This window comes from Vibrio sp. 2017_1457_13 (assembly GCF_030851525.1).
Classification (GTDB): Bacteria; Pseudomonadota; Gammaproteobacteria; order Enterobacterales; family Vibrionaceae; genus Vibrio; species Vibrio metschnikovii.
This window is the reverse complement of sequence record NZ_VHTA01000010.1, coordinates 18,602-39,563: the sequence shown is the minus strand read 5'-3', so window position 1 is coordinate 39,563 and position 20,962 is coordinate 18,602. Positions and strand designations below refer to the sequence as shown.

Sequence of the window (20,962 nt, the reverse complement as noted above, 5' to 3'; positions counted from 1 at the left end):
CCCCAATGACTGAATGTAGCAGGTCAGCGGCAAGTGAGTGAACGTAGCCAACGCCACAGCCACGGGGGATACTGATACTTCATGGTACACACATGGTTGGAATGCATTTTCAAATCAACGATTGGAGATTAAACGTTGATGAAAATAAATTGTATCGCCAAGATAGGGAAGTTTCGGTCGAGCCAAGATTAATTAACCTTCTGTATTTTCTTGCAAAAAATCCAGGGGAAGTCTTTTGTCGTGAGCAGTTAATAGAGCATGTCTGGGGCGGTGCGATTGTCACCGATCAGGTGGTCACGCAATCTATTTTTGAGTTAAGAAAGCTATTACGTGATGGTCGAGAAGAAAGTATTCACTATTTGATCACGGTTCCCAAACGTGGTTATAAACTGGTTGCCAGCGTCACTGAAATCGCCCCAGAGCCGAGCGTTGACGACAATCATACCCTTGTAGATGATGACTCAGAGCGTGATGTCGAACCGCATCAGCATCAAGAGTTGGATATTGGGTCTACGGATATGATCTTTCCAGCAGGGCCATTAACTCGAGCATTAAACAGCCGCAAGCCCGCCACTCGGCGAGATAAAATTGAGATTCGTCGCTGGAAATCAATAGCTTTTGATGTACTTTGGATCAGCGCCTTAATTATCGCTTTTGGGGTATTTACCTACTACCAATCCGAAACCAACATCACTCAAGCAATGGATACTCACTTAATTGAGTTTACTTTCCAAGAGACGTTGATTCAGGATCAAGACCATATCGAGTTATCGGATGGTTTAGTCCAAAAACTCGCGGCTGATATCGCCCAGGTGAGTCATTATCGAGTGCGACTGAGTAAGGCTCGTTTTGTGGCGGGCGTTTTACCGGGTAAGACCGTCACGGTGAAGATTCAGGATCAGGCGGGGCATACTTATCTGGATGTGGAGTATCGAAATAATGCTTCAGGGACTACGCTTTTTAGTCGTCAATATCCATTGGTCTTACCGCAAATCAGGCAGGTGATTGAGAAAGCCTCATCGGAATTAATGCAGGCTTTGGCCGTACCCGATGCAGAGAATAAAGCATCGTTATTGATGGCGGCGATGCCTGAGAACCAGCAAGCATTACTGAAGCTTGTTCGTGCTCATCATTATTTGAACGTTTCTCAACCTTCGTCTTTTAAAGAGGGGATCCGACTACTCGAAGAGGCGTTGCAAATGGAGCCAATCAATCACTATTTACAAGCGGAATTATTGGTTGCCTATTACGTACAAACGGCCCTCGACCCTAGACAATCACTGAGTGTTGACCGTGCTAATCAATTAACCCAACAGTTACTACTTGCTGTCGATCAGGGCCACCCTTTGTCGCAACCACGTATTTTTGAAGCTTTAGCATTGCATGAAATTATCCGCGACAATCCACTGCGGGCCGATGCGTATTTGCAACAAGCGCTCAGTGTTCGTGAATCGGTGTTTGGTAATGTGTTATTGGGTAAGCTTGCTGAATTACAAGGCGATACCGAGCGTGCCAGTGAAGCTTACAGTGAGGCGTTTTATATGGATATTTCGCTCGAAACGTACCTGTTATGTGAAAATTTAGCTTTTTATAGCAACCTTAAATCGATAGATTATGCGCTTTATCGTGCGGTGCATCCTTCGGTGACGACGGTGCTATAAATACAAGGCATAGATTTAAGTAACACAATGAATAATGACTTTATCGCCACTGTTGTCAGTACGTATATTGTGATGTTGATGTATTTATATTAGGAGCGATGTGCTCTTTTTGAGGCGATGATGCAAGGTATTCTTTCTATCCAATCTCATGTGGTCTATGGCTGCGCCGGTAACAGTTCGGCGGTGTTTCCTTTGCAACGCTTAGGGCATATCGTCTGGCCGATTCATACGGTTCAATTTTCCAACCACACCCAATACGCGCAGGGCTGGACAGGCCAGGTGATGCCATTGGGCTGCATCACGGAGCTGATTAATGGATTAATCAGTATTGATGTGACCCGCGACGTGAAAGCGATCATTTCTGGTTATATGGGAAGCGGCACGCAGGCTGATGAAATTTTAGAGACCGTTGAGCGCGTGAAGGCGGCGAATCCTCACGCTTTGTATATCTGCGATCCCGTCATGGGTGATCCGATGAAGGGCTGTGTGGTCAGTCCTGAGGTAACGGAAGCGCTCTGTGAGCGGATCATGAAACAAGCGGATATTATTGTACCTAACCAGTTTGAGTTAACCCATTTTACTGGGCTCGAAATTACCGATTTGTCGTCGGCGATCAAGGCGTGTCAACGCGCCTTGACCATGGGCCCGAAAATTGTCTTAGTCAAACATCTGCATAGTGCATCAGAAGATGAATTTACGATGTTGATGGGCTGTGCGGATGGATTGTTTATTGTTACTCGGCCGTTACTGGACTTTGCCCGTCAACCCGTTGGTGTAGGTGATTTAATCACATCGCTGTTTACTGGGCATTATCTGAATAATCATGATCCTGTGAAATCATTCGAGCTGTGTAATCATGCGGTTTATCGTGTTTTAAAAGCCACTGCGCAGTGTGGAGAATGGGAGCTGCAAATTATTCCGGCTCAAGAGGCATTTGCCGAGCTTTCGGCGGTTGATTTTACGGCGAGGCCATTATTGGCGAACGCAGATAAACCGTCGATTTAATCGCGAAAGGTCAACAGACCCTAGGGATGGCGTCGGCTGTCCTTTCTCTACTTTGTTCTTATCTTTTATCTTTTATCTTTTATCTCTTATCTCTTAATCTCTCTTCGCTAAATCATGCTCATCAGAAAAACGCGGTTCGGTTTTGTTTTGGTGAACATGATTTTCCTTTTTGTCCTTTCAATCGCTTGATCACGTCAACTTATCTCAGTAGCGCAAGACCTTTATCCTGATCTTTATCTTTTTACCTTTTGTGAGGCTTGGTTGTTATTGTGATTATCTATTTGAAAAATATAGATTTTTATTTTTATTTTTCTTGTCTTTATCTAAAAACATACGGATTCAGTCATTGTTTTATTGATAACGATATCCTTATTTTTTCTGCGACTTTTCGGCGTAAGCTGCAGCCAAATTCAGTAAGGCGTTGCAGTGGCTTATTCGCCAATCACGACTCTTGCTCATTATGGTTTGAGCTCATCGCTCGTAGAAAATATCGGGAGACGTTATGTCATCGAATACCAAAAAAATTGGCGTCATCGCCTGTACCGGGGTAGTAGCGGGTAACATGATGGGCAGTGGTATTGCCTTGTTACCCTCAAGTCTTGCTACGGTTGGCTCTATTTCTTTATTCAGTTGGATCATTTGTATTATTGGTGCGCTGAGTTTGGCGTTTGTGTTTGCTCGCTTAGCGACCAAAAACCCACAACAAGGTGGTCCGATTGCCTATGCAGGTGAAGTCTCACCGGTGTTTGGTTTTCAAGCTGGGGTGCTTTATTACCATGCAAACTGGATTGGTAATTTAGCGATTGCCATCACTGGGGTCTCTTATCTTTCCGTTTTCTTCCCCGTTTTGAACAACCCTGTTCCTGCCGGTCTAGCGACCATTGCTGCAGTATGGTTATTTACCTTAGTGAATCTATTAGGCGGGAGCTGGGTTAGCCGTTTATGTACCTTTGGTTTGGCATTAATTCTTATTCCGGTATTAGGCACCGCTTTACTAGGCTGGACTCACTTTGATATGGCGACCTATCAACAGAACTGGAACGTCTCTGCTGGCAGCGATAACCATGCCATTATTAGTGCGGTGCTGATTTGTTTGTGGTCTTTTGTCGGTGTCGAATCGGCCGCGGTGTCATCGGGTATGGTCCATAATCCTAAACGCACTGTGCCATTAGCGACCATGTTGGGTACGGCGTTAGCAGGGGTTATTTATATTCTCTCTACACAAATGATCAGTGGTATGTTCCCCGCTGCTGAAGTGGCTGCATCCGGTGCTCCTTTTGCGCTTGCCACGACAGCACTCTTCGGCAGTTGGTCTGCGCCATTTGTTTCTGCGTTTACCGCATTAGCGTGCTTTACGTCATTAGGCTCTTGGATGATGTTGGTTGGCGAAGCGGGAAAACGCGCCGCGAGTGATGGCAACTTCCCGAAAATTTACGGTGATACTGATAACAATGGTGTGCCGAAGAAAGGCTTAATTCTCGCATCAATTAAGATGACGGCTCTGATGTGTGTATTAATGACCTTTAGTTCTCAAACGGCTCACGCTGCCGATATCTTTAGTCAACTCACAACCGATGCGGTGTTACTCACCATGCTGCCGTATTTCTATTCCAGCATTAACTTGATTCGTTTTGAAGGTATGACGACTCGCAATGGCTTTGTGATGTTGTTCTCCGGTGTGGCTTGCGCATTTTGTATGGTGGCGTTAGCCGGAGCGGAAGGAACGACCCTAACGGCCACGTTCATCATGTCACTGGTCATTTTGATGTTCTACAGCAAAAAAGCAGGGCTGGCTCAGTATATGGAATTACATAAAAACGATCAGCCCGTGTCAGCGGCTTAATTTCTCACGCTAGGTCATGGTTAACATCCACAGCTAGCGTTCATTTACCCCTTGGTGCTTCTTCTCCTCACTATCACAACGGATAGGGAGCGCCTTTCTTCGTCTTGGAGATGTCCAAATGAATATTTTTGCTATTTTGAACCACATGGGTGTGTTCTTTAAAGAAGAGCCAGTTCGTCAGCTGCATGCGGCTTTAGAAAAGGCTGGTTATGACGTGGTTTATCCGGTTGATGATAAAGATCTGATCAAATTGATTGAGATGAATCCTCGAATTTGTGGGGTGCTATTTGACTGGGATAAATACTCTCTAGAGCTTTGTGAGCGGATCAGCGACGTCAATGAAAAACTGCCTGTGCACGCTTTTGCTAACGAACAATCCACCTTGGATATTTCACTGACGGATTTGCGTTTGAATGTCAGCTTTTTTGAGTACGCATTAGGCATGGCCGATGATATCGCGATCAAAATTAATCAGGCGACGCAAGAATACAAAGATGCGATTATGCCTCCGTTTACCAAAGCGCTGTTTAAATATGTCGAAGAAGGGAAATATACCTTCTGTACTCCGGGGCATATGGGCGGAACGGCATTTCAAAAAAGCCCTGCGGGCAGCATTTTCTATGATTTTTATGGCCCGAATACCTTTAAGGCGGATGTCTCTATTTCGATGCCTGAACTCGGCTCGCTATTAGATCACTCTGGCCCACATAAAGAAGCTGAAGAGTATATCGCTCGTACCTTTAATGCGGATAGTTCATACATAGTAACGAATGGAACGTCGACATCGAACAAAATCGTAGGTATGTATTCTGCACCAGCAGGAAGTACGGTGTTGGTGGATCGTAACTGTCATAAATCTCTGACCCATTTGATGATGATGACCGATGTCACGCCGATTTATTTCCGTCCGACGCGTAATGCTTACGGTATTTTAGGTGGTATTCCACAACGCGAATTTAGCCGCGAAGTGATCGCAGAAAAAGTGGCGAAAACTCCGGGTGCAAGCGCGCCAAGCTATGCTGTTATTACCAACTCCACTTATGATGGCTTACTCTATAACACGCAATTCATCAAAGAGTCGTTAGATTGTAAACACATTCATTTCGACAGTGCTTGGGTGCCTTACACTAACTTTAACCCTATTTATGACGGCAAGTGTGGTATGAGTGGGCAAGCGATGCCGGGTAAAGTGTTCTATGAAACACAATCAACCCATAAGCTGCTGGCCGCATTCTCACAGGCTTCGATGATTCACATCAAAGGCGAGTTTGATAAAGAGTCGTTTAATGAAGCCTTTATGATGCACACCTCGACCTCACCTCAATACGGGATTGTGGCGTCAACCGAAACGGCGGCGGCGATGATGCGCGGCAATACGGGGCGCAAGTTGATGCAAGACTCTATTGATCGAGCAGTGCGTTTTCGTAAAGAGATCAAACGGTTAAAAGGCGAAAGTGACAGTTGGTTCTTCGATGTATGGCAGCCAGAGAATATTGATACGACAGAATGTTGGAAGCTAGACCCTAACGATAACTGGCATGGTTTTAAGGGCATTGATGATGATCATATGTACCTTGACCCAATTAAAATTACGTTGCTAACCCCGGGAATGAATCAACAAGGTGAGCTTGAGGCCTCAGGTATTCCTGCCTCTTTAGTGGCTAAGTTTCTTGATGAACGCGGCATCGTGGTTGAGAAAACGGGCCCGTATAACCTGCTCTTCTTATTTTCTATTGGTATCGATAAATCCAAGGCGATGCAACTGTTACGTGCGTTAACTGAGTTTAAACGTGGTTATGATTTGAATTTAACCATTCGCTCGATTTTACCGGCATTGTATCAAGAGGACCCGAGTTTTTATGAAGGAATGCGTATCCAAGAATTGGCTCAAGGCATTCATCATTTGATCAATAAATACTCACTACCAGAATTGATGTACAAGGCGTTTGATGTTTTACCAGAAATGAAATTGACGCCTCACGTGGCATGGCAACAAGAGTTACGTGGTCAAACGGAAGAGATTTTGCTCAATGAGATGGTCGGTCGGATTAGTGCCAATATGATCCTACCTTATCCTCCTGGTGTGCCTTTGGTACTGCCTGGTGAGATGGTGACAGAAGACTCTCGTCCAGTTTTAGAGTTTTTGGAAATGCTCTGTGAAATTGGTGCCCATTATCCCGGGTTTGATACCGATATTCATGGTCTGTATCGTCAAAAAGATGGTACTTACACGGTGAAAGTATTAAAAGCCTAGTGAGCTAGCTTTATGCCTTGGTGGCTATTGACGGTGAATGCGGTCGCTAGCCACTAAGGAAGGGCCTTTTATATAACCAAGAGTCTTTTCAGGCTCTTGGTTATTTTTTTGCTTTAATTATACGCTTTAGCTACTCGACCTAAAGAGCTTAACTGGTAGTGCTCGGTATAAGCAGGGATAAATACCGATTCTCCTTTATGGATGGTGACACTTTGTCCATCAGCAGCGGTTAAGGTGGCGTCATGGTCAATCGCAAGCAGAATCTGCGCACTTGATACGTTGACTCGGCACTGCTTTGGCTGCGGATAAATGGCAAATTTAAAGTCGGTGACGGGTACCGGAAAAAGTAAGGCACCATCGGTGATTTTCGGGGTTAGGAGTAATGTGGATGCTGGCTTTTCGGCAAATCGTGTGCATTTCGCTAACTCTGTAATATCGATATGTTTAGGGGTCAATCCGGCTCGCAATACATTATCTGAGTTAGCCATAATCTCTAATCCCGTGCCTTTCAGGTACGCATGAGGGGTTCGAGCGTCAAGATACATCGCTTGTCCAGGTTTCAAGGTGAGAACATTCAGTATTAATGGGGCAAATAAACCAATATCGTGAGGATAAGTTTCTGCCAAGGTGAGAATGAGCTGGAAAAGCGCCTGCTCCTGATGGCGATGCGCATAGGCCATGAGTTGTTCGATAGCCACTTGTTTTTCCGAACCTGAAAACGATAGCAGCTCGGTAAAGAAGCTTTTTAATCCGACTTCCGTTTGCTGTTGTTGTAGGTGCTCAAGCAAAGGCTGCAAAGTCTCAATCGCTACCCGTTGAAAATGTTCAACAATCTCGTTTATCGGCCGAAAGCCGTTCATCGCTTGATAATCGGTCAGTGCGTACACCAATTCAGGTTTATGATTGGGATCCTTGTAATTACGGTTAGCGGCGGTGAGTGGTATTTGCGCCGCATTTTCTTTAGCAAATCCTTGTTCAGCTTCTGATTTACTCGGGTGAACTTGAATGGAGAGTGCTTGTTCTGCGGCGAGTATTTTAAACAGATAGGGAAGTTCACCAAAGGTTTGCTCGGTGTTAGCGGATAAAAAATACGCTGGATCGCTAGCAATCAAGTCGCTAAGTCGTGTTTTTTGGCCTTGGTAGTCTACTTGTGAACAACCATTAGGATGTGCTCCCATCCATAATTCAGCTTGCGGCTGCTGCTGAGGGTTAGCTATATCAAAAAGTTGTGAGAATGAATCAATACTACCCCAAGCATAATGCTGAATGGTATTACTCATTAAAAAGAAAGGCTTAGTTTCGATATCACTCATTGGTTTGAATCCTATGAAAAAAAACTCCTGGGATGAAACAGAAGTACAACGGATGGTGTTGCTTTTGCTGGTGGTTTAAATGTGATGAATGTGGTTAAGAAAACTTAACCACATTCTATCATTGATTACTGGTTATGCTGGTGGAGCGTTCAACGGTTTCACTCGCCGAGATTCTTTGTTATTGCTCGATTCAGTGGATGATTGATGCCAGTAATGAGGCCTAACCATCGTGAGAATCAGTTTTAAAAAGCTAAACCGCGGCCGCTAAGCGTTGCGAGTGACGCATTTTTTTCAGGCTAAGGCAGACAATCGCGGTGACCAGTGTACCAGCTAACATACAAATAATGGCTAGTAGGGGCTTATTCATCGCGCCAAGTAGCGCAACAACGGGGCCTCCATGTGCAACGCTATTGGTGATGCCAAAAGAAAAGGCCATCACCGCGGCAACCATCGAGCCGATCACGTTAGCTGGGATCACCGACATCGGATCTTGCGCGGCAAAAGGAATTGCCCCTTCAGAGATGCCGACCAACCCCATTGCGCCCGCCGCTTTTCCGGCTTCAATTTCAGACGCTTCAAACAGATTCAATTTACGTCCTAATACGGTTGCCAGACCCATACCCAGTGGTGCAACCGGAATCGCACAAGCCATTGCGCCCATAAATTGCGTTTGACCACTGGCGATCATTCCCACGGAGAAGAGGAAAGCCACTTTATTAAAAGGCCCACCCATATCAAAACCTGCCATGCCGCCAAGAACAATACCCAATAATACGACGTTACCTGTACTCATGGAGGTTAAAAGCGCCGTTAAGCTGTCCATCAAACTGGCAATAGGAGCGCCAATAATAAAGATAAATAAGCCGGAAATGAATAGGGAGCCGACGATGGGGGCGATCATGATGGGTACTAAAGGTTGAATAAACTTATGGTAGTGAATGCTGGTGAGCCATTTCACAAAGTAACCGACCAATAAGCCCGCAATGATCGCTCCGATAAAGCCAGTGCCCGCTTCTGCGCCATAAAAAGAACCATTATTGGCGATCCAACCACCAATTAAACCGGGCGTTAACGCTGGGCGATCGGCAATCGCATAGGCGATATAACCTGCTAAAATAGGGATCATTAAGGTGAAGGCGACAACGCCGACATCCAGCACCTTATTCCACATGCTATCGGCAGGAATCGCCATGCCCGCTTCGGTGGGTTGGCCACCAATCGCTAACGATAATGCGATCAGTAGACCGCCCGTGACGACAAAGGGGATCATGTGTGATACCCCATTCATTAAATAACGATACAGGTCGGAGCGTGCCTGCGATGCTTTACTCTTATTATCTTGAGAATGATGACCACGAGTATCCGCTTGATAATGAGGGGCTTCTAAGGCTCGCTCAATCAAGGCTTTGCTATTACGAATCGGCTCTTTTACACCGGTTTCAATCAGTTTTTTACCAGCAAAACGCAAAAGATCGACCTGCTTATCGCAAGCGACAATGATCGCCTCCGCGCGAGCGATTTCCTCCGCCGATGGGCTATTTTTAACCCCTATCGAGCCGTTGGTTTCAACTTTAATCGTATAGCCTAATTCGGCTGCGCCTTTTTCTAACGCTTCGGCCGCCAAATAGGTATGAGCAACGCCAGCCGGGCAGCCAGTGACGCCAATCAGAAAGCCTTTATTGGCGGTTATGCTGGTGGTAGGTTGAGATTTGGCGAGTAGCAGTTCAAGAGCTTGTTGCTCGGTTTTTGCATCGAGAAAGCGTTCAATAAACCCTTCTTCAATCAGTTTTGAGGACAGTTCAGCGAGCACCTCAATATGGTGATTGTCACCGCCATCAGGGGAGGCAATCATAAAAAACAATTGTGAGGGCAGGCCATCTTCTGCGCCATAATCGATCCCTTGACGACTGACGCCGATCACTAGTGCTGGGTGGATTACTGCTGCACTTTTCGCGTGTGGAATCGCAACCCCTTCTTCAAAGCCAGTATTACCGAGCGCTTCTCGGGCATGAATATCGGCTAAAAATTGCTGTTTATCAGACAGACGTCCTTGTGACGCCAGTATTTCGACCAGCTCTTCCAGCACGCCATTTTTATCGGTCGCAGAAAGGTCGAGCTTAATCAACTGTTGATTAATCAGTTCAGTGATCATGTTTTTCCCTTACCTAGATGTTGTTTTAGTCGTCACATTTTGCACCTAGAGAGTGATCGGCTATAGTCTCCTAAAAATACATTTACTGGATTATTGTAACTTCATTGATTAACTGTGATCCAAATCCATTTTTATTGATAGTTATATTCTTATTGTCTAATGGTATTAATTTTTTATAAAACAGTTATTTAATGTCGTTTTTCTCTTTGTTTTTAATGTATCTGCGAAATTTAACGCATTAAATAAAATAAACAATAGGATTATTGTTTCATTATTCGAGTAGCCTATGAGTCAGGTATTCAGTCACATTATTGAAGCCATTTTGGCGGAGAGGGAGCAGGGCCAGAGAATTTGGTTTGCTGGTGATCATCACACGCCGCCTGCTTTTAGCTATCAGGTCAATTTCCCTCGCTTAGAGCTCGTGCTGAAAGGGTGCTATCGTAATTTGATCGAAGATGATGTGCATGGCATTGAATCTGTAGATATTTTTACAGGGGATGCGCTTTATATTCCGCCCAACTGTTGGAATAAACCCGATTGGCAAGAAGAGTGCTCAGTATTAAGTCTATTATTTGGTCGACGACAATTAGGCTTTAGTTTTGTTGCGAAACGTCAAGGAGAGAGCGGATTTTACGATGTCCAAAAATTCAGTATCAAAACTCGGACTGGCTATGCGATGGACAATATTTTAGAAAGCTTAAATGCCATCGCTAGGGAACCTAAAAAGTCGCCGATCGATGAGCATTTGTTATGTGCTCTGCTTGCCTATACGTTACGAATTCTTGAGCCTTCACAAGGTGCGCCGAAAAAGCGTGGAGAAGATCTTTATCAGGGTATCTGCATCTATATCCAGGAGAATTTTCACCGCACGATCACCCGAGATAGTATTGCGCAACGGTTTAATATTTCCCCCAACCATTTATCGCGCCTTTTTCGACAGCAGGGTCATATGACGTTAGTTGATTATTTGACTTGGGTACGCATGGAACGCGCGAAATTTATGCTTAAAAAATATCATTTTCGTCTGCATGAAGTGGCCACTCGGTGTGGCTTTCAAGATGTGAACTATTTTTTCCGGGTCTTTAAAGAGCGTACAGGGATGACGCCATCTCAATATCGGGCGCGTATTCAATGAGCCATGATATGTAACAAAAGACCTTTTAAATGGGCTTCGTTGGGTTGCTGAAAAAGCAATTGTTGGTGGTGGCTCTCAATCAGCCAGCGTGTTAATCGAGTGGCGGCCATGATTTCTTCTTTTTTGATGGGATTCCGCTTTGGTAAAATTAAACCAATAATGAATCGGGTCTTTGCCTGTGTGCTCCCCCAATTAATCGCTTGAGCTAACGTGAGTACACAAAGATAAGGTGTTGATATGTGTTCACTAATAACATGAGGTAGCGCAATACTCGGAGGTAGTGTTGTGGCGGCAATCGCTTCTCTGGCAAGGAGCTGACGGATTAGCGCTGGCTCATCGGCAGAATTGGCTTGCTGGGCAATATAGTGTAAGCAGTCTTTTTGATTGGCGAATTCAGCCTTTAATAAGCTGTGCCATTGTATGGTAAAGGGTAAGCTAAACGTTGAGTGGTTGGCCAAGATGGCTTCTGCCGATGCGTTTTTGGTATGTGAGCTAGCAAAGAGCGTTGTATGTTGGCGTAGATATTCCGTGAGCACCATGCAAGCCAGTTCGGCATCTAGCCCTTCAATCGCAATTTGGCAAACATCATGTCGACAACTGCCAATACTTAATACATGAAGAGTATCACTCAGCGTTGCTTGTTGATCGCGAGTAATATTGTATAAAACAAACATCGAGCGAAAGTAACTCGTTAATTGCTTGATTTGATGGAGCTGCCAAGCTGTAAAGCCATTTCCCTCAAGGATAAAACTAATCCGACTGACCATCATTAAGACTTTAAACACCGATCGATAACAAGTTGCACATTGGTCAGCACTTCTTCAATTGAAAATGTCAGGGTTTCGCAGCCTTTGAAGCGTTCTTTTTCATCGATCTCAATATCAGAGACGATCAGTCGACGATCGGCATGCATGATGTCATGAAGGGTGAGCGGATTTTCAATGCCCATTGCGCCTTGGGTTTCGATTTTGATGGTGATGTTACGTTTCGTGGCTTCTTTACGCAGTGCTTCAGCCGCCATATAAGTGTGAGCTATCCCTGTCGGGCACGCCGTTACCGCAATGATCTTCACTCTCTTTGCCTCAATAGTGGTGGTTGGAGAGTTTATCATAAACACTTTTAGTGCTCTTCCCCAGCTTTATCCATAACCGTTTTATGATGATGTAATGACTTTTCAGGTTTCCTCGATTGCACGCTAAACCGTGCAGTCGAGGAAAGAGGGGCAGAGTTAGTGCGCTATTTCAGATGGTTAAAAAGAGTATTGAGCACTTAAGTAAAACTGACGTGGTGCGCCGGGCATGATTTGCGTGGCTCCGGTGGCACTGACGTAGTAGTCCTTATCCAATAGGTTTTCGACACTCAACTGCGTTTTCCAATCTTGCCATTGATAACCGATGCGCGCGTCAAGGCGGGCGTAACCGGGCAACGTGGTGGTGTTATTGGTGTCGACAAAACGATCGCCTACTGCCGTTATGCCGGTTTCACCAAACCAACCTTGCCCATGTTGGTAAGCAAGGAAAAGCTGCCCATTAAGTTTGGATACCGCACTTGGGCGATTGCCTTGGGTATTGGCCTCTGATTTGATGATTTTGGCATCTTGCCAGCCGATCCCGCCGCGCAGTGACCAGTGGTCGTTAAGATAAGCTTTGATGTCTAACTCGACGCCATCAGTGCGTTGTAAACCAGTGAGGATGGTCACTTCAGGATCGAGTGGATCTTTCATGCGCCGATTGTACATTTCTAAACGATATACCGATAACGTGGTGGCGATTCGGCCATTGAGCCAATCACTTTTTACTCCCGTTTCATACAAGCGACTGTTCTCGGGATCGAGTTCATTGGCTGGGTTACCCGGAGTAATACCAATCAATCCGCCGCCAACCGGTGAGAAGGTTTTACTGTAAGAAACGTACAGGGCGTGATCGGTGACGGGATTCCACACCAAACCTAAGCGAGGGCTGAGTGTATAAGAGGTTTGGGTCTCTTGTTTGTTGGTATCAATACGTTGTGTATTGACGTAAAACTCATCGTAGCGCAGGCCCATTAATAGGTGCCAATCGTTGATACTGAGCTGATCTTGCACATACACGCCACTGGTACGAACCTTGTGCTTAGCATCACTCGATAAGGCCATCTCTCCTTGGTAAGTGGGCAATTGATCCGGTTGGTAGAGATCGCCAGCGGGGATGGATTGCTTATTACGATAGAGTGTCGGTGTGCGTTCTTGCCAACTGTGCTCAATACCTGTTAATAGACGATGACGGATTGGCCCTGTCGTAAATTGGCCTTCCATTTCGAGTTGGTTGGTTAAAGTGTTCGCCTTGAGAAATTGTTGCCAGCGGTTTCTCACCACTTGATCGCCTTTGACTTGCACGACATAGGTGTTATCAAATTCACTATCGAGCTTGATGTAACTGAGTTGCTGGCGCAGTTGCCAACTATCGTTGATCTGCCAGGTTAAACGTGAACGAGTCGCTTCACTAACGTCGTTAATAAAGTCACGTGAGGTATCACTGTATACGGCACGGTTAGCGACCTCTGCTGGGCGGCCATTAACACTAGGAATGCCGCGATCTGGCGTTCGGTCATGAGCGTTGCGCTCATATTGAATTAACCAGTTAAGATCGTCGTTAATGGTCCAAGCCAACGAAGGCGCAAAGAGCGTGCGTTTGCTGTTGACGCCATCACGAAAGCTGTTGTTATCCTCTTGCGCCATGTTTAAACGCACTTGTACATCATCATGCCACTCACCGTTTAAATCGACGGCTAAACGTTGATAATCATGGCTACCGATCCGAGCATGAATACTGGACTTTTGGCCTTTGTGGGGTGTTTTACTGACCCGATTGATGATACCGCCACTACTGCCTCGACCATAGAGTACCGCCGCTGGCCCTTTCAGAATTTCCACACTTTCAATGTTGCCTAAATCTCGGGTGTATTGCATATCATCACGAAAACCATCGAGATAAAAATCGTTACTGGCGCCAAAGCCGCGAATCATTACGCTATCAAAACGAGTATCGTTGACCGCATCAATACCAGGAGTACCAACCAGTGCGGTACTTAACGAGGCTGGTGCAAAGGCGGTGAGTTGCTCGGCAGATACACTATTGATGGTCTGTGGTATCAACTTAGCGGGGGTTTCGGTACGCGTCGCCGTTGATACGATTGGATGTTGACTACTTTGACTGGTGATCGTTATGGTTTCAGGTTGAGTGTCCGCTTGCGTGAAGGTTGCGACAATCGCAAGGCACAGCAAGCTTGGGCGAAGATAATGAGAGATAAAGTGCATATAAGTACTGACTAAAAAGTTGTTTATCTCTTACCCACGTCATCGACGACGAGTGAGGATTATTGACTCGCCTAAGTATTAACGTCATGAGTTATCGACGTAGTGTAAGAGTAATGATCAACGGGTTAATAATAAGGTTGTGAATAATAATTGTTATTATTTACATTTCAAGTATTAATTTATCTTTGCGGCTTAATTAATACGATCGGTGTATGGATGACAAGGGGGGAGTGATGATCAAGCGGCAATGATATCGACATCCGGTGGCATCTTGCGCCGACACCACCGAGCTGCGTGACTCAGAGAAACATTAGCGGTAGGTCATCAGATTCATATCTTCAAACCATTTGGTCAGCTCCGCTTTGGAAAGGTGAGCGGTTTGCTCGATCATTGTTCGAGTCAAGTGAGGGGCGAATTTAGCAATAAAATCATACATGTATTGCTGTAAAAACAGGTTTTTGCTGTAGCACAACCAAGCATAGCAGTCTGGTACTAAGCCTTCGAGAGAGCGAACGACAATACTATCGCTCATCGTGTGGGTAGCAACAGAGGCGATAAGCCCGACTCCCACCCCCAGCCTGACGTACTCTTTGATCACTTCGGCATCCATGGCGGTAACGATATACGTCGGAGTCAGCCCACGTTTGGCAAATGCGTCATCGATGGCCATACGACCGGTTGATTTTAATTCGTAGCTGATTAATTTTTCTTGAGCCAGTTGCTCAAGAGTGATGTTTTCGACGTCAGCCAAAGGGTGGTTGAGTGGCAAAATTAAACTCAGTGACCATTTATAGGCGGGTAGCACGGTTAAATCGGCTTGCTCGTCAATTTCTTGGGCAACGACAGAGAAGTCATACGGGCCTGTTGGTAGGGTATTACCACGGCTATCAGGTTCGATGGTGCCCATGTGCAGCGAGACTTTAGGGTATTTATTCATAAAGTAGCGCACGGTTTCGGGCAGTAAAAATTTCGCGATAGCGTTGGTGGTATGAATGTTCATTCTTCCGCGATCGGGTGCGGTAACGCTGGCCGAAATGGCTTTAATTTTCTCTTCAATTTCGAGCATTTTGCTCGCTTCTTGAATAATTTGTTGACCAATTTCGGTGGCACCAGACAGATGCTTACCTTGTCGCTCAAAAATTTGTACGCCGAGCTCCCCCTCAAGTAATGCCACCTGTTTACTGATCCCCGGCTGTGAGGTAAACAGTTTTTCTGAGGTTAACGAGATATTATAGCCATTGCGCTGTATCTCTCGGATGTAGCGCAGTTGCTGTAATTTCATGGGTGATCTCCTGAGGTTGACTCGGCTGTATCATCGGGCATCGCCAGTTCTTGGCATGCTTTTCAGTTATATAGATAAGGGATTGTTATAACAATATTTATCTTATCAGAGCAAGTGAAGAATCAATAAAAAAGGCTTACCGTGGTAAGCCTTGATGAATTTTGTAGCCTGATGCTGAAATTAATTCATGCCGTATTTTTTCAGTTTCTTACGAAGAGTGCCGCGGTTGATACCCATCATGGTTGCTGCGCGAGTTTGGTTACCGCGAGTGTATTGCATGATGATGTCTAATAGTGGCTGTTCAACTTCGGCTAGAACTAATTCGTAGAGTTCAGTCACTTCCTGACCATTTAACTGGGCAAGGTAGTTTTTAAGAGACGCTTTAACGGAGTCGCGCAATGGTTTTTGCGTGATTTGATCTTGTGAAGTTACGGTAGTTACGGTTAAAGCTTCTGAAGTCAGATTTTGTTCGAACATATTCGGTCTAGCTCTTCTCTTAATTATGATGCAACGTTATCAAAATAACCTTCAAGTGCTTCTATCTGCAGCGGAGCTGCTTCAAGGGCATTGAAGATACGGCGAAACTCACTGGCTTGTTCATGTTCTTTTAGGTACCAGCCTACATGCTTACGCACAATTCTAGGACCTAAATACTCACCATAAAACTGATGGAGAGCGTGCACATGACCAAGCAAAATGTCTTTTACTTCCTGAGCCGGAAGTTCAGGCATGGTGGTACCGCTTTCCAAATAGTGTTGGATTTCCTGAAAAATCCATGGACGACCTTGGGCAGGTCGACCAATCATTAAAGCGTCAGCACCGGTATAATCCAGCACCTGTTTCGCTTTTTGCGGAGAATCAATGTCTCCGTTCGCGATGACAGGAATGCTGATCGCCTGTTTAACGGCTTTAATACTGTCGTATTCTGCCTCTCCTTTGTACATACAAGTACGAGTTCGCCCATGAAGCGCAAACGCCTGTATGCCGCAGTTTTCGGCTAATTGAGCGATATAAACACAGTTTTTATTGTCTGTGTCCCAGCCCGTTCGGGTTTTGAGGGTGACAGGAACCTTGACTGCATCGACGACCGCTTTAAGAATGTGTTCAACCACATCCGGATAACGGAGTAATGCAGAACCCGCGAGCTTTTTATTCACTTTTTTTGCAGGACAGCCCATATTGATATCGATGATTTGCGCACCGTTTTCAACACTGAACTGTGCTGCTTCTGCCATCTGCTGTGGATCGCTACCTGCAATTTGTACTGAGCGAATGCCCGATTCGCCTTGATGCACCATGCGGTTTTTCGATTTATCGGTTTTCCATAGTGCGGGATTGGAGGACATCATTTCGCTGACGGCCATTCCTGCACCATAACGGAGACACAACTCACGAAACGGCCTATCGGTTACTCCAGCCATCGGAGCCACGATGAGGTTATTGTTAAGTTGATGATTTCCGATTTTCAAAACGTCTTCACAGCTTCATACCAGTAAGGGCGCGCATTTTACGCATTTTTTTACGGTGTGAAAAGACTAATATTTGAGCATTGGGCAATTGTTTTTGTAAATTGCCCATATTTCAATCAATTAACTGATAAACTCTTCATTAATCTTGCTTGCGGCCAGTGATCCGACACCACTCTTCTTGCTCAATAATTGGGTCTATGTCTAATTGATCACGATAATAGGTCGCCACGTCTTCGGCTTGTGTGTTCAGCACACCAGACATTGCCAACAGTCCGCCAGGTTTAATTAAGCTTTTAATTACCGCAGAAAGCTCACGTAATGGGCCCGCTAAAATATTGGCAACAAGAACATCAGCGACTAAATTCTCTGGTTGATTTTGCGGTAGGTAAACCTCAATTTTATCGGCGACGCCATTGCGCTCAGCATTGTCTCTGGATGCTTGCAGTGCTTGCGGATCGATATCAATACCGATCACTTTCGCGGCACCGAGTTTAATCGCAGCAATCGCAAGAATACCGGAGCCACAGCCAAAGTCGATCACGGTTTTTCCGCTCAGATCGAGTGAATCAAGCCATTGTAAGCACAGTGCGGTTGTTGGGTGTGTACCGGTACCAAACGCTAAGCCCGGGTCAAGTAGCACATTGACGGCGTTAGGATCGGGGATATCGCGCCAGCTTGGGCAGATCCATAACCGTTCACCAAACTTCATCGGATGGAAGTTATCCATCCATTCCCGCTCCCAATCTTTGTCTTCTATTTGCTCGATTTTATACGAGAAGTCGTCGGCAAGGAGTTGGCTGTCACGGATTTGAGCAAGGATACTTGGGGTATCGACTTCGGCGTCATACAAGGCTAATAGGTCAGTATCGCCCCACAAACGAGTCTCACCCGGTAGCGGTTCAAAGACAGGGGTATCTTTTGCATCGAGCAAGGTCACCGATAAAGCACCGGTCTCTTCCATTAACATATCGCTGATCGCTTCAGCATTTTCATTAGTAGCATTCAGTTTGATTTGAATCCAAGGCATGGCATGGGCTCTCTTTTATTCGCGGTTATTGGCGCAGAGTTTAGCAGGTTTGTCGGCTCGCTTCCTACCTGAAGTTATCTCGACGGAAAGGACGGGATTGATGAGCATCCTACGAGGGGAGATAAGAGGGTGGTAGCCTGCAAAAAAATGCCCACCGAAGTGGGCATGATAGCAATTGAGGCGCGAGGCTATTATTTCATACCGAGTTTCTTCTCAAGATAGTGGATGTTGGTGCCACCATTTTGGAAGTTTTCGTCATTCATAATGATTTCTTGCAAAGGAATATTGGTTTTAATCCCTTCAATAATCATTTCATCGAGCGCATTACGCATGCGGGCTAGCGCGACATTACGGTTTTCACCATAGGTGATCAGTTTGCCGACCATCGAATCGTAGTAAGGCGGTACGGTATAACCTGCGTAAATGTGCGATTCCCAACGAACGCCCATGCCACCTGGAGAATGAAAACGAGTGATCGTGCCCGGAGAAGGTAAGAATCGCTCTGGATCTTCAGCGTTAATACGACATTCGACGGCATGGCCGCGGATCTTAATATCGTCTTGCGTAAAGGAGAGTGGTTGGCCAGCGGCAATACGTAATTGCTCTTTGATCAAATCAACCCCAGTGATCATTTCGGTTACGGGATGTTCAACCTGAATTCGGGTGTTCATTTCAATGAAGTAGAACTCGCCGTTTTCATACAGAAACTCAAAAGTACCAGCGCCGCGATAGCCAATTTCAATACAAGCACGCGTACAGCGTTCACCAATGTATTTACGTACTTCTTCATTGATGCCCGGTGCTGGCGCTTCTTCGACCACTTTTTGGTGACGACGTTGCATTGAGCAATCGCGTTCACCAAGATGAATCGCATTACCTTGACCATCGGCCAGTACTTGAACCTCAATATGACGTGGGTTTTCGAGGAATTTCTCCATATAAACCATGTCATTATTAAAGGCACCTTTGGCTTCTGCACGAGTCATGTTGATCGCGGTGATCAACTCGGCTTCTGAGCGTACCACGCGCATGCCTCGACCGCCGCCGCCGCCAGAGGCTTTGATGATCACGGGATAGCCGATGCGTTTCGCGTGGGCTTTATTTTTTGCTTCGTCACCATCGAGAGGACCATCCGAGCCAGGTACGCAAGGTACGCCGGCTTTTTTCATGGCGTTAATGGCTGATACTTTATCACCCATTAAGCGGATGGTTTCTGCTCTTGGGCCGACAAAGATAAAGCCACTGCGCTCGACTTGCTCAGCAAAGTCGGCGTTTTCAGACAGAAATCCGTAACCGGGATGAATGGCAACCGCCCCCGTCACTTCTGCGGCAGAAATAATGCGTGGGATATTGAGGTAGCTATCGATGCCTTTTGCTGGGCCGATACAGACCGTTTCATCCGCGAGGAGAACGTGTTTTAGGTCACGGTCTGCGGTGGAGTGAACCGCGACCGTTTTAATCCCTAATTCTTTACAAGCGCGAAGAATACGAAGCGCAATTTCGCCTCGGTTCGCGATAACTAATTTATCTAGCATAACCATTGGCCTCGATTATTCGATGACGACAAGAGGTTGATCAAATTCAACGGGTTGACCATCTTCGACAAGAATTGCGGTAACGACGCCAGATTTATCTGCTTCGATTTGGTTCATCATTTTCATCGCTTCAACGATACACAAGGTATCACCCGCGGAAACACTTTGGCCGACTTCAATAAAGCTTTTTGACTCTGGGCTTGGTGAGCGGTAGAAGGTACCAACCATTGGTGACAATACTTGATGACCCGTTGGCACTTTGGCGACAGGAGCCGCTTCAGCCGTTGCAACGGGAGCCGCTACGGGTGCAGCGACAGGAGCAGCCGGTGCTGCAGCATAATGAACTTGAGTGGTTGGAGCTGGGCTATGACGGCTGATGCGTACCGACTCTTCGCCTTCAGAGATTTCTAACTCAGAAATGCCAGACTCTTCCACTAATTCAATCAATTTCTTTATTTTGCGAATATCCATTGGTTCTTTCTCTTTTATCTTGTGAGTAAGACAGCCCTATTAGGACTGTAGAATGTTGTGCGTTACTTTGTTTGCAGTGCGTGAATCGCTGCCAACAGAGCAAATTCATAGCCTTGTGCACCTAGACCACAGATCACGCCTTGTGCCTTATCAGACAAATAGGAATGATGACGAAACGGTTCGCGTGCATGCACGTTAGAGAGATGCACTTCGATAAATGGTATAGCGACACCCAGTAAAGCATCACGGAGTGCCACACTGGTATGGGTAAAAGCGGCTGGATTGATAATGATGAAATCCACCTTATTGTGCGCTTGGTGAATCGCTTCAATCAATTCATACTCACGGTTCGATTGCAGGTGATCTAACGCTACATCGGCCTGTGCCGCTTGTTGGCGCAACTTATCGATGATCTGGTTGAGTGTTTGTGCGCCGTAATGTTCCGGTTCACGTAAACCCAGCAGGTTTAAGTTTGGACCATTAAGGACAAGAATGCGTAATTTCGCGGTCATTATGTAGC

Annotated in this window: 17 protein-coding genes; 5 read left to right on the top strand and 12 right to left on the bottom strand. The window is 45.8% G+C overall.

What is annotated here, in order from left to right; all coding sequences use genetic code 11:
* Positions 1–92 precede the first annotated feature (92 nt).
* From cadC to FKN88_RS14455, 4 genes are all read left to right on the top strand, one after another.
* Positions 93–1,661, top strand: coding sequence for a lysine decarboxylation/transport transcriptional activator CadC (cadC, locus tag FKN88_RS14470; protein ID WP_158137696.1), 1,569 nt, complete (start codon positions 93–95; stop codon positions 1,659–1,661).
* A 120-nt stretch (positions 1,662–1,781) separates the two neighbouring features.
* Positions 1,782–2,666 (top strand): pyridoxal kinase PdxY, encoded by an 885-nt coding sequence (gene pdxY / locus FKN88_RS14465; RefSeq protein WP_306687627.1) that lies wholly within the window; start codon positions 1,782–1,784, stop codon positions 2,664–2,666.
* 502 nt (positions 2,667–3,168) lie between these two features.
* Positions 3,169–4,509 (top strand): cadaverine/lysine antiporter, encoded by a 1,341-nt coding sequence (gene cadB / locus FKN88_RS14460; RefSeq protein WP_306687615.1) that lies wholly within the window; start codon positions 3,169–3,171, stop codon positions 4,507–4,509.
* Between the two features lie 118 nt (positions 4,510–4,627).
* Positions 4,628–6,763, top strand: coding sequence for a lysine decarboxylase CadA (locus FKN88_RS14455; protein WP_306687616.1), 2,136 nt, complete (start codon positions 4,628–4,630; stop codon positions 6,761–6,763).
* Positions 6,764–6,876: 113 nt separating this feature from the next.
* Here FKN88_RS14455 and manA read toward each other — a convergent pair whose 3' ends face one another.
* Both manA and FKN88_RS14445 read right to left on the bottom strand, forming a co-directional pair.
* On the bottom strand, positions 6,877–8,076 hold the full coding sequence (gene manA, locus FKN88_RS14450) for a mannose-6-phosphate isomerase, class I (protein WP_306687617.1): 1,200 nt from the start codon (positions 8,074–8,076) through the stop codon (positions 6,877–6,879).
* 250 nt (positions 8,077–8,326) lie between these two features.
* A complete protein-coding gene (locus tag FKN88_RS14445) occupies positions 8,327–10,228 on the bottom strand; it encodes a fructose-specific PTS transporter subunit EIIC (protein ID WP_170906404.1) in 1,902 nt (633 codons plus the stop codon).
* Between the two features lie 286 nt (positions 10,229–10,514).
* Here FKN88_RS14445 and FKN88_RS14440 point away from each other — a divergent pair, with 286 nt between their 5' ends.
* Entirely contained in the window at positions 10,515–11,363 is an 849-nt protein-coding gene (locus tag FKN88_RS14440) for a helix-turn-helix transcriptional regulator (RefSeq protein WP_158137700.1), read from the top strand.
* Here the strand turns inward: FKN88_RS14440 and FKN88_RS14435 are convergent.
* The 10 genes from FKN88_RS14435 to aroQ all read right to left on the bottom strand — a co-directional run bounded on the left by FKN88_RS14435 (position 11,357) and on the right by aroQ (position 20,954).
* Positions 11,357–12,148 carry a PTS sugar transporter subunit IIA gene (locus tag FKN88_RS14435; protein WP_306687618.1) on the bottom strand — a complete coding sequence of 264 codons (792 nt, stop codon included), beginning with the start codon at positions 12,146–12,148 and terminating at the stop codon, positions 11,357–11,359. The genes FKN88_RS14440 and FKN88_RS14435 overlap by 7 nt on opposite strands.
* Positions 12,133–12,435, bottom strand: coding sequence for a PTS fructose transporter subunit IIB (locus FKN88_RS14430; RefSeq protein WP_158144365.1), 303 nt, complete (start codon positions 12,433–12,435; stop codon positions 12,133–12,135). The genes FKN88_RS14435 and FKN88_RS14430 overlap by 16 nt, the downstream gene beginning before the upstream one ends.
* A gap of 177 nt (positions 12,436–12,612) precedes the next feature.
* On the bottom strand, positions 12,613–14,658 hold the full coding sequence (locus FKN88_RS14425) for a TonB-dependent receptor (RefSeq protein ID WP_373567186.1): 2,046 nt from the start codon (positions 14,656–14,658) through the stop codon (positions 12,613–12,615).
* 310 nt (positions 14,659–14,968) lie between these two features.
* Entirely contained in the window at positions 14,969–15,940 is a 972-nt protein-coding gene (locus FKN88_RS14420) for a LysR substrate-binding domain-containing protein (RefSeq protein ID WP_158137706.1), read from the bottom strand.
* Between the two features lie 180 nt (positions 15,941–16,120).
* On the bottom strand, positions 16,121–16,417 hold the full coding sequence (gene fis / locus FKN88_RS14415) for a DNA-binding transcriptional regulator Fis (protein ID WP_004397332.1): 297 nt from the start codon (positions 16,415–16,417) through the stop codon (positions 16,121–16,123).
* Positions 16,418–16,440: 23 nt separating this feature from the next.
* On the bottom strand, positions 16,441–17,409 hold the full coding sequence (gene dusB / locus FKN88_RS14410; protein WP_158137708.1) for a tRNA dihydrouridine synthase DusB: 969 nt from the start codon (positions 17,407–17,409) through the stop codon (positions 16,441–16,443).
* A gap of 139 nt (positions 17,410–17,548) precedes the next feature.
* Positions 17,549–18,436, bottom strand: a complete 888-nt coding sequence (gene prmA / locus FKN88_RS14405; protein ID WP_004397330.1) for a 50S ribosomal protein L11 methyltransferase — start codon at positions 18,434–18,436, stop codon at positions 17,549–17,551.
* Positions 18,437–18,627: 191 nt separating this feature from the next.
* Positions 18,628–19,971, bottom strand: a complete 1,344-nt coding sequence (accC, locus tag FKN88_RS14400) for an acetyl-CoA carboxylase biotin carboxylase subunit (RefSeq protein ID WP_040905716.1) — start codon at positions 19,969–19,971, stop codon at positions 18,628–18,630.
* Positions 19,972–19,986: 15 nt separating this feature from the next.
* Complete coding sequence (gene accB / locus FKN88_RS14395) at positions 19,987–20,442, bottom strand: acetyl-CoA carboxylase biotin carboxyl carrier protein (protein ID WP_154169385.1); 456 nt, start codon at positions 20,440–20,442, stop codon at positions 19,987–19,989.
* Positions 20,443–20,504: 62 nt separating this feature from the next.
* Positions 20,505–20,954 carry a type II 3-dehydroquinate dehydratase gene (gene aroQ / locus FKN88_RS14390; RefSeq protein WP_158137709.1) on the bottom strand — a complete coding sequence of 150 codons (450 nt, stop codon included), beginning with the start codon at positions 20,952–20,954 and terminating at the stop codon, positions 20,505–20,507.
* Between the last annotated feature and the right edge of the window lie 8 nt (positions 20,955–20,962).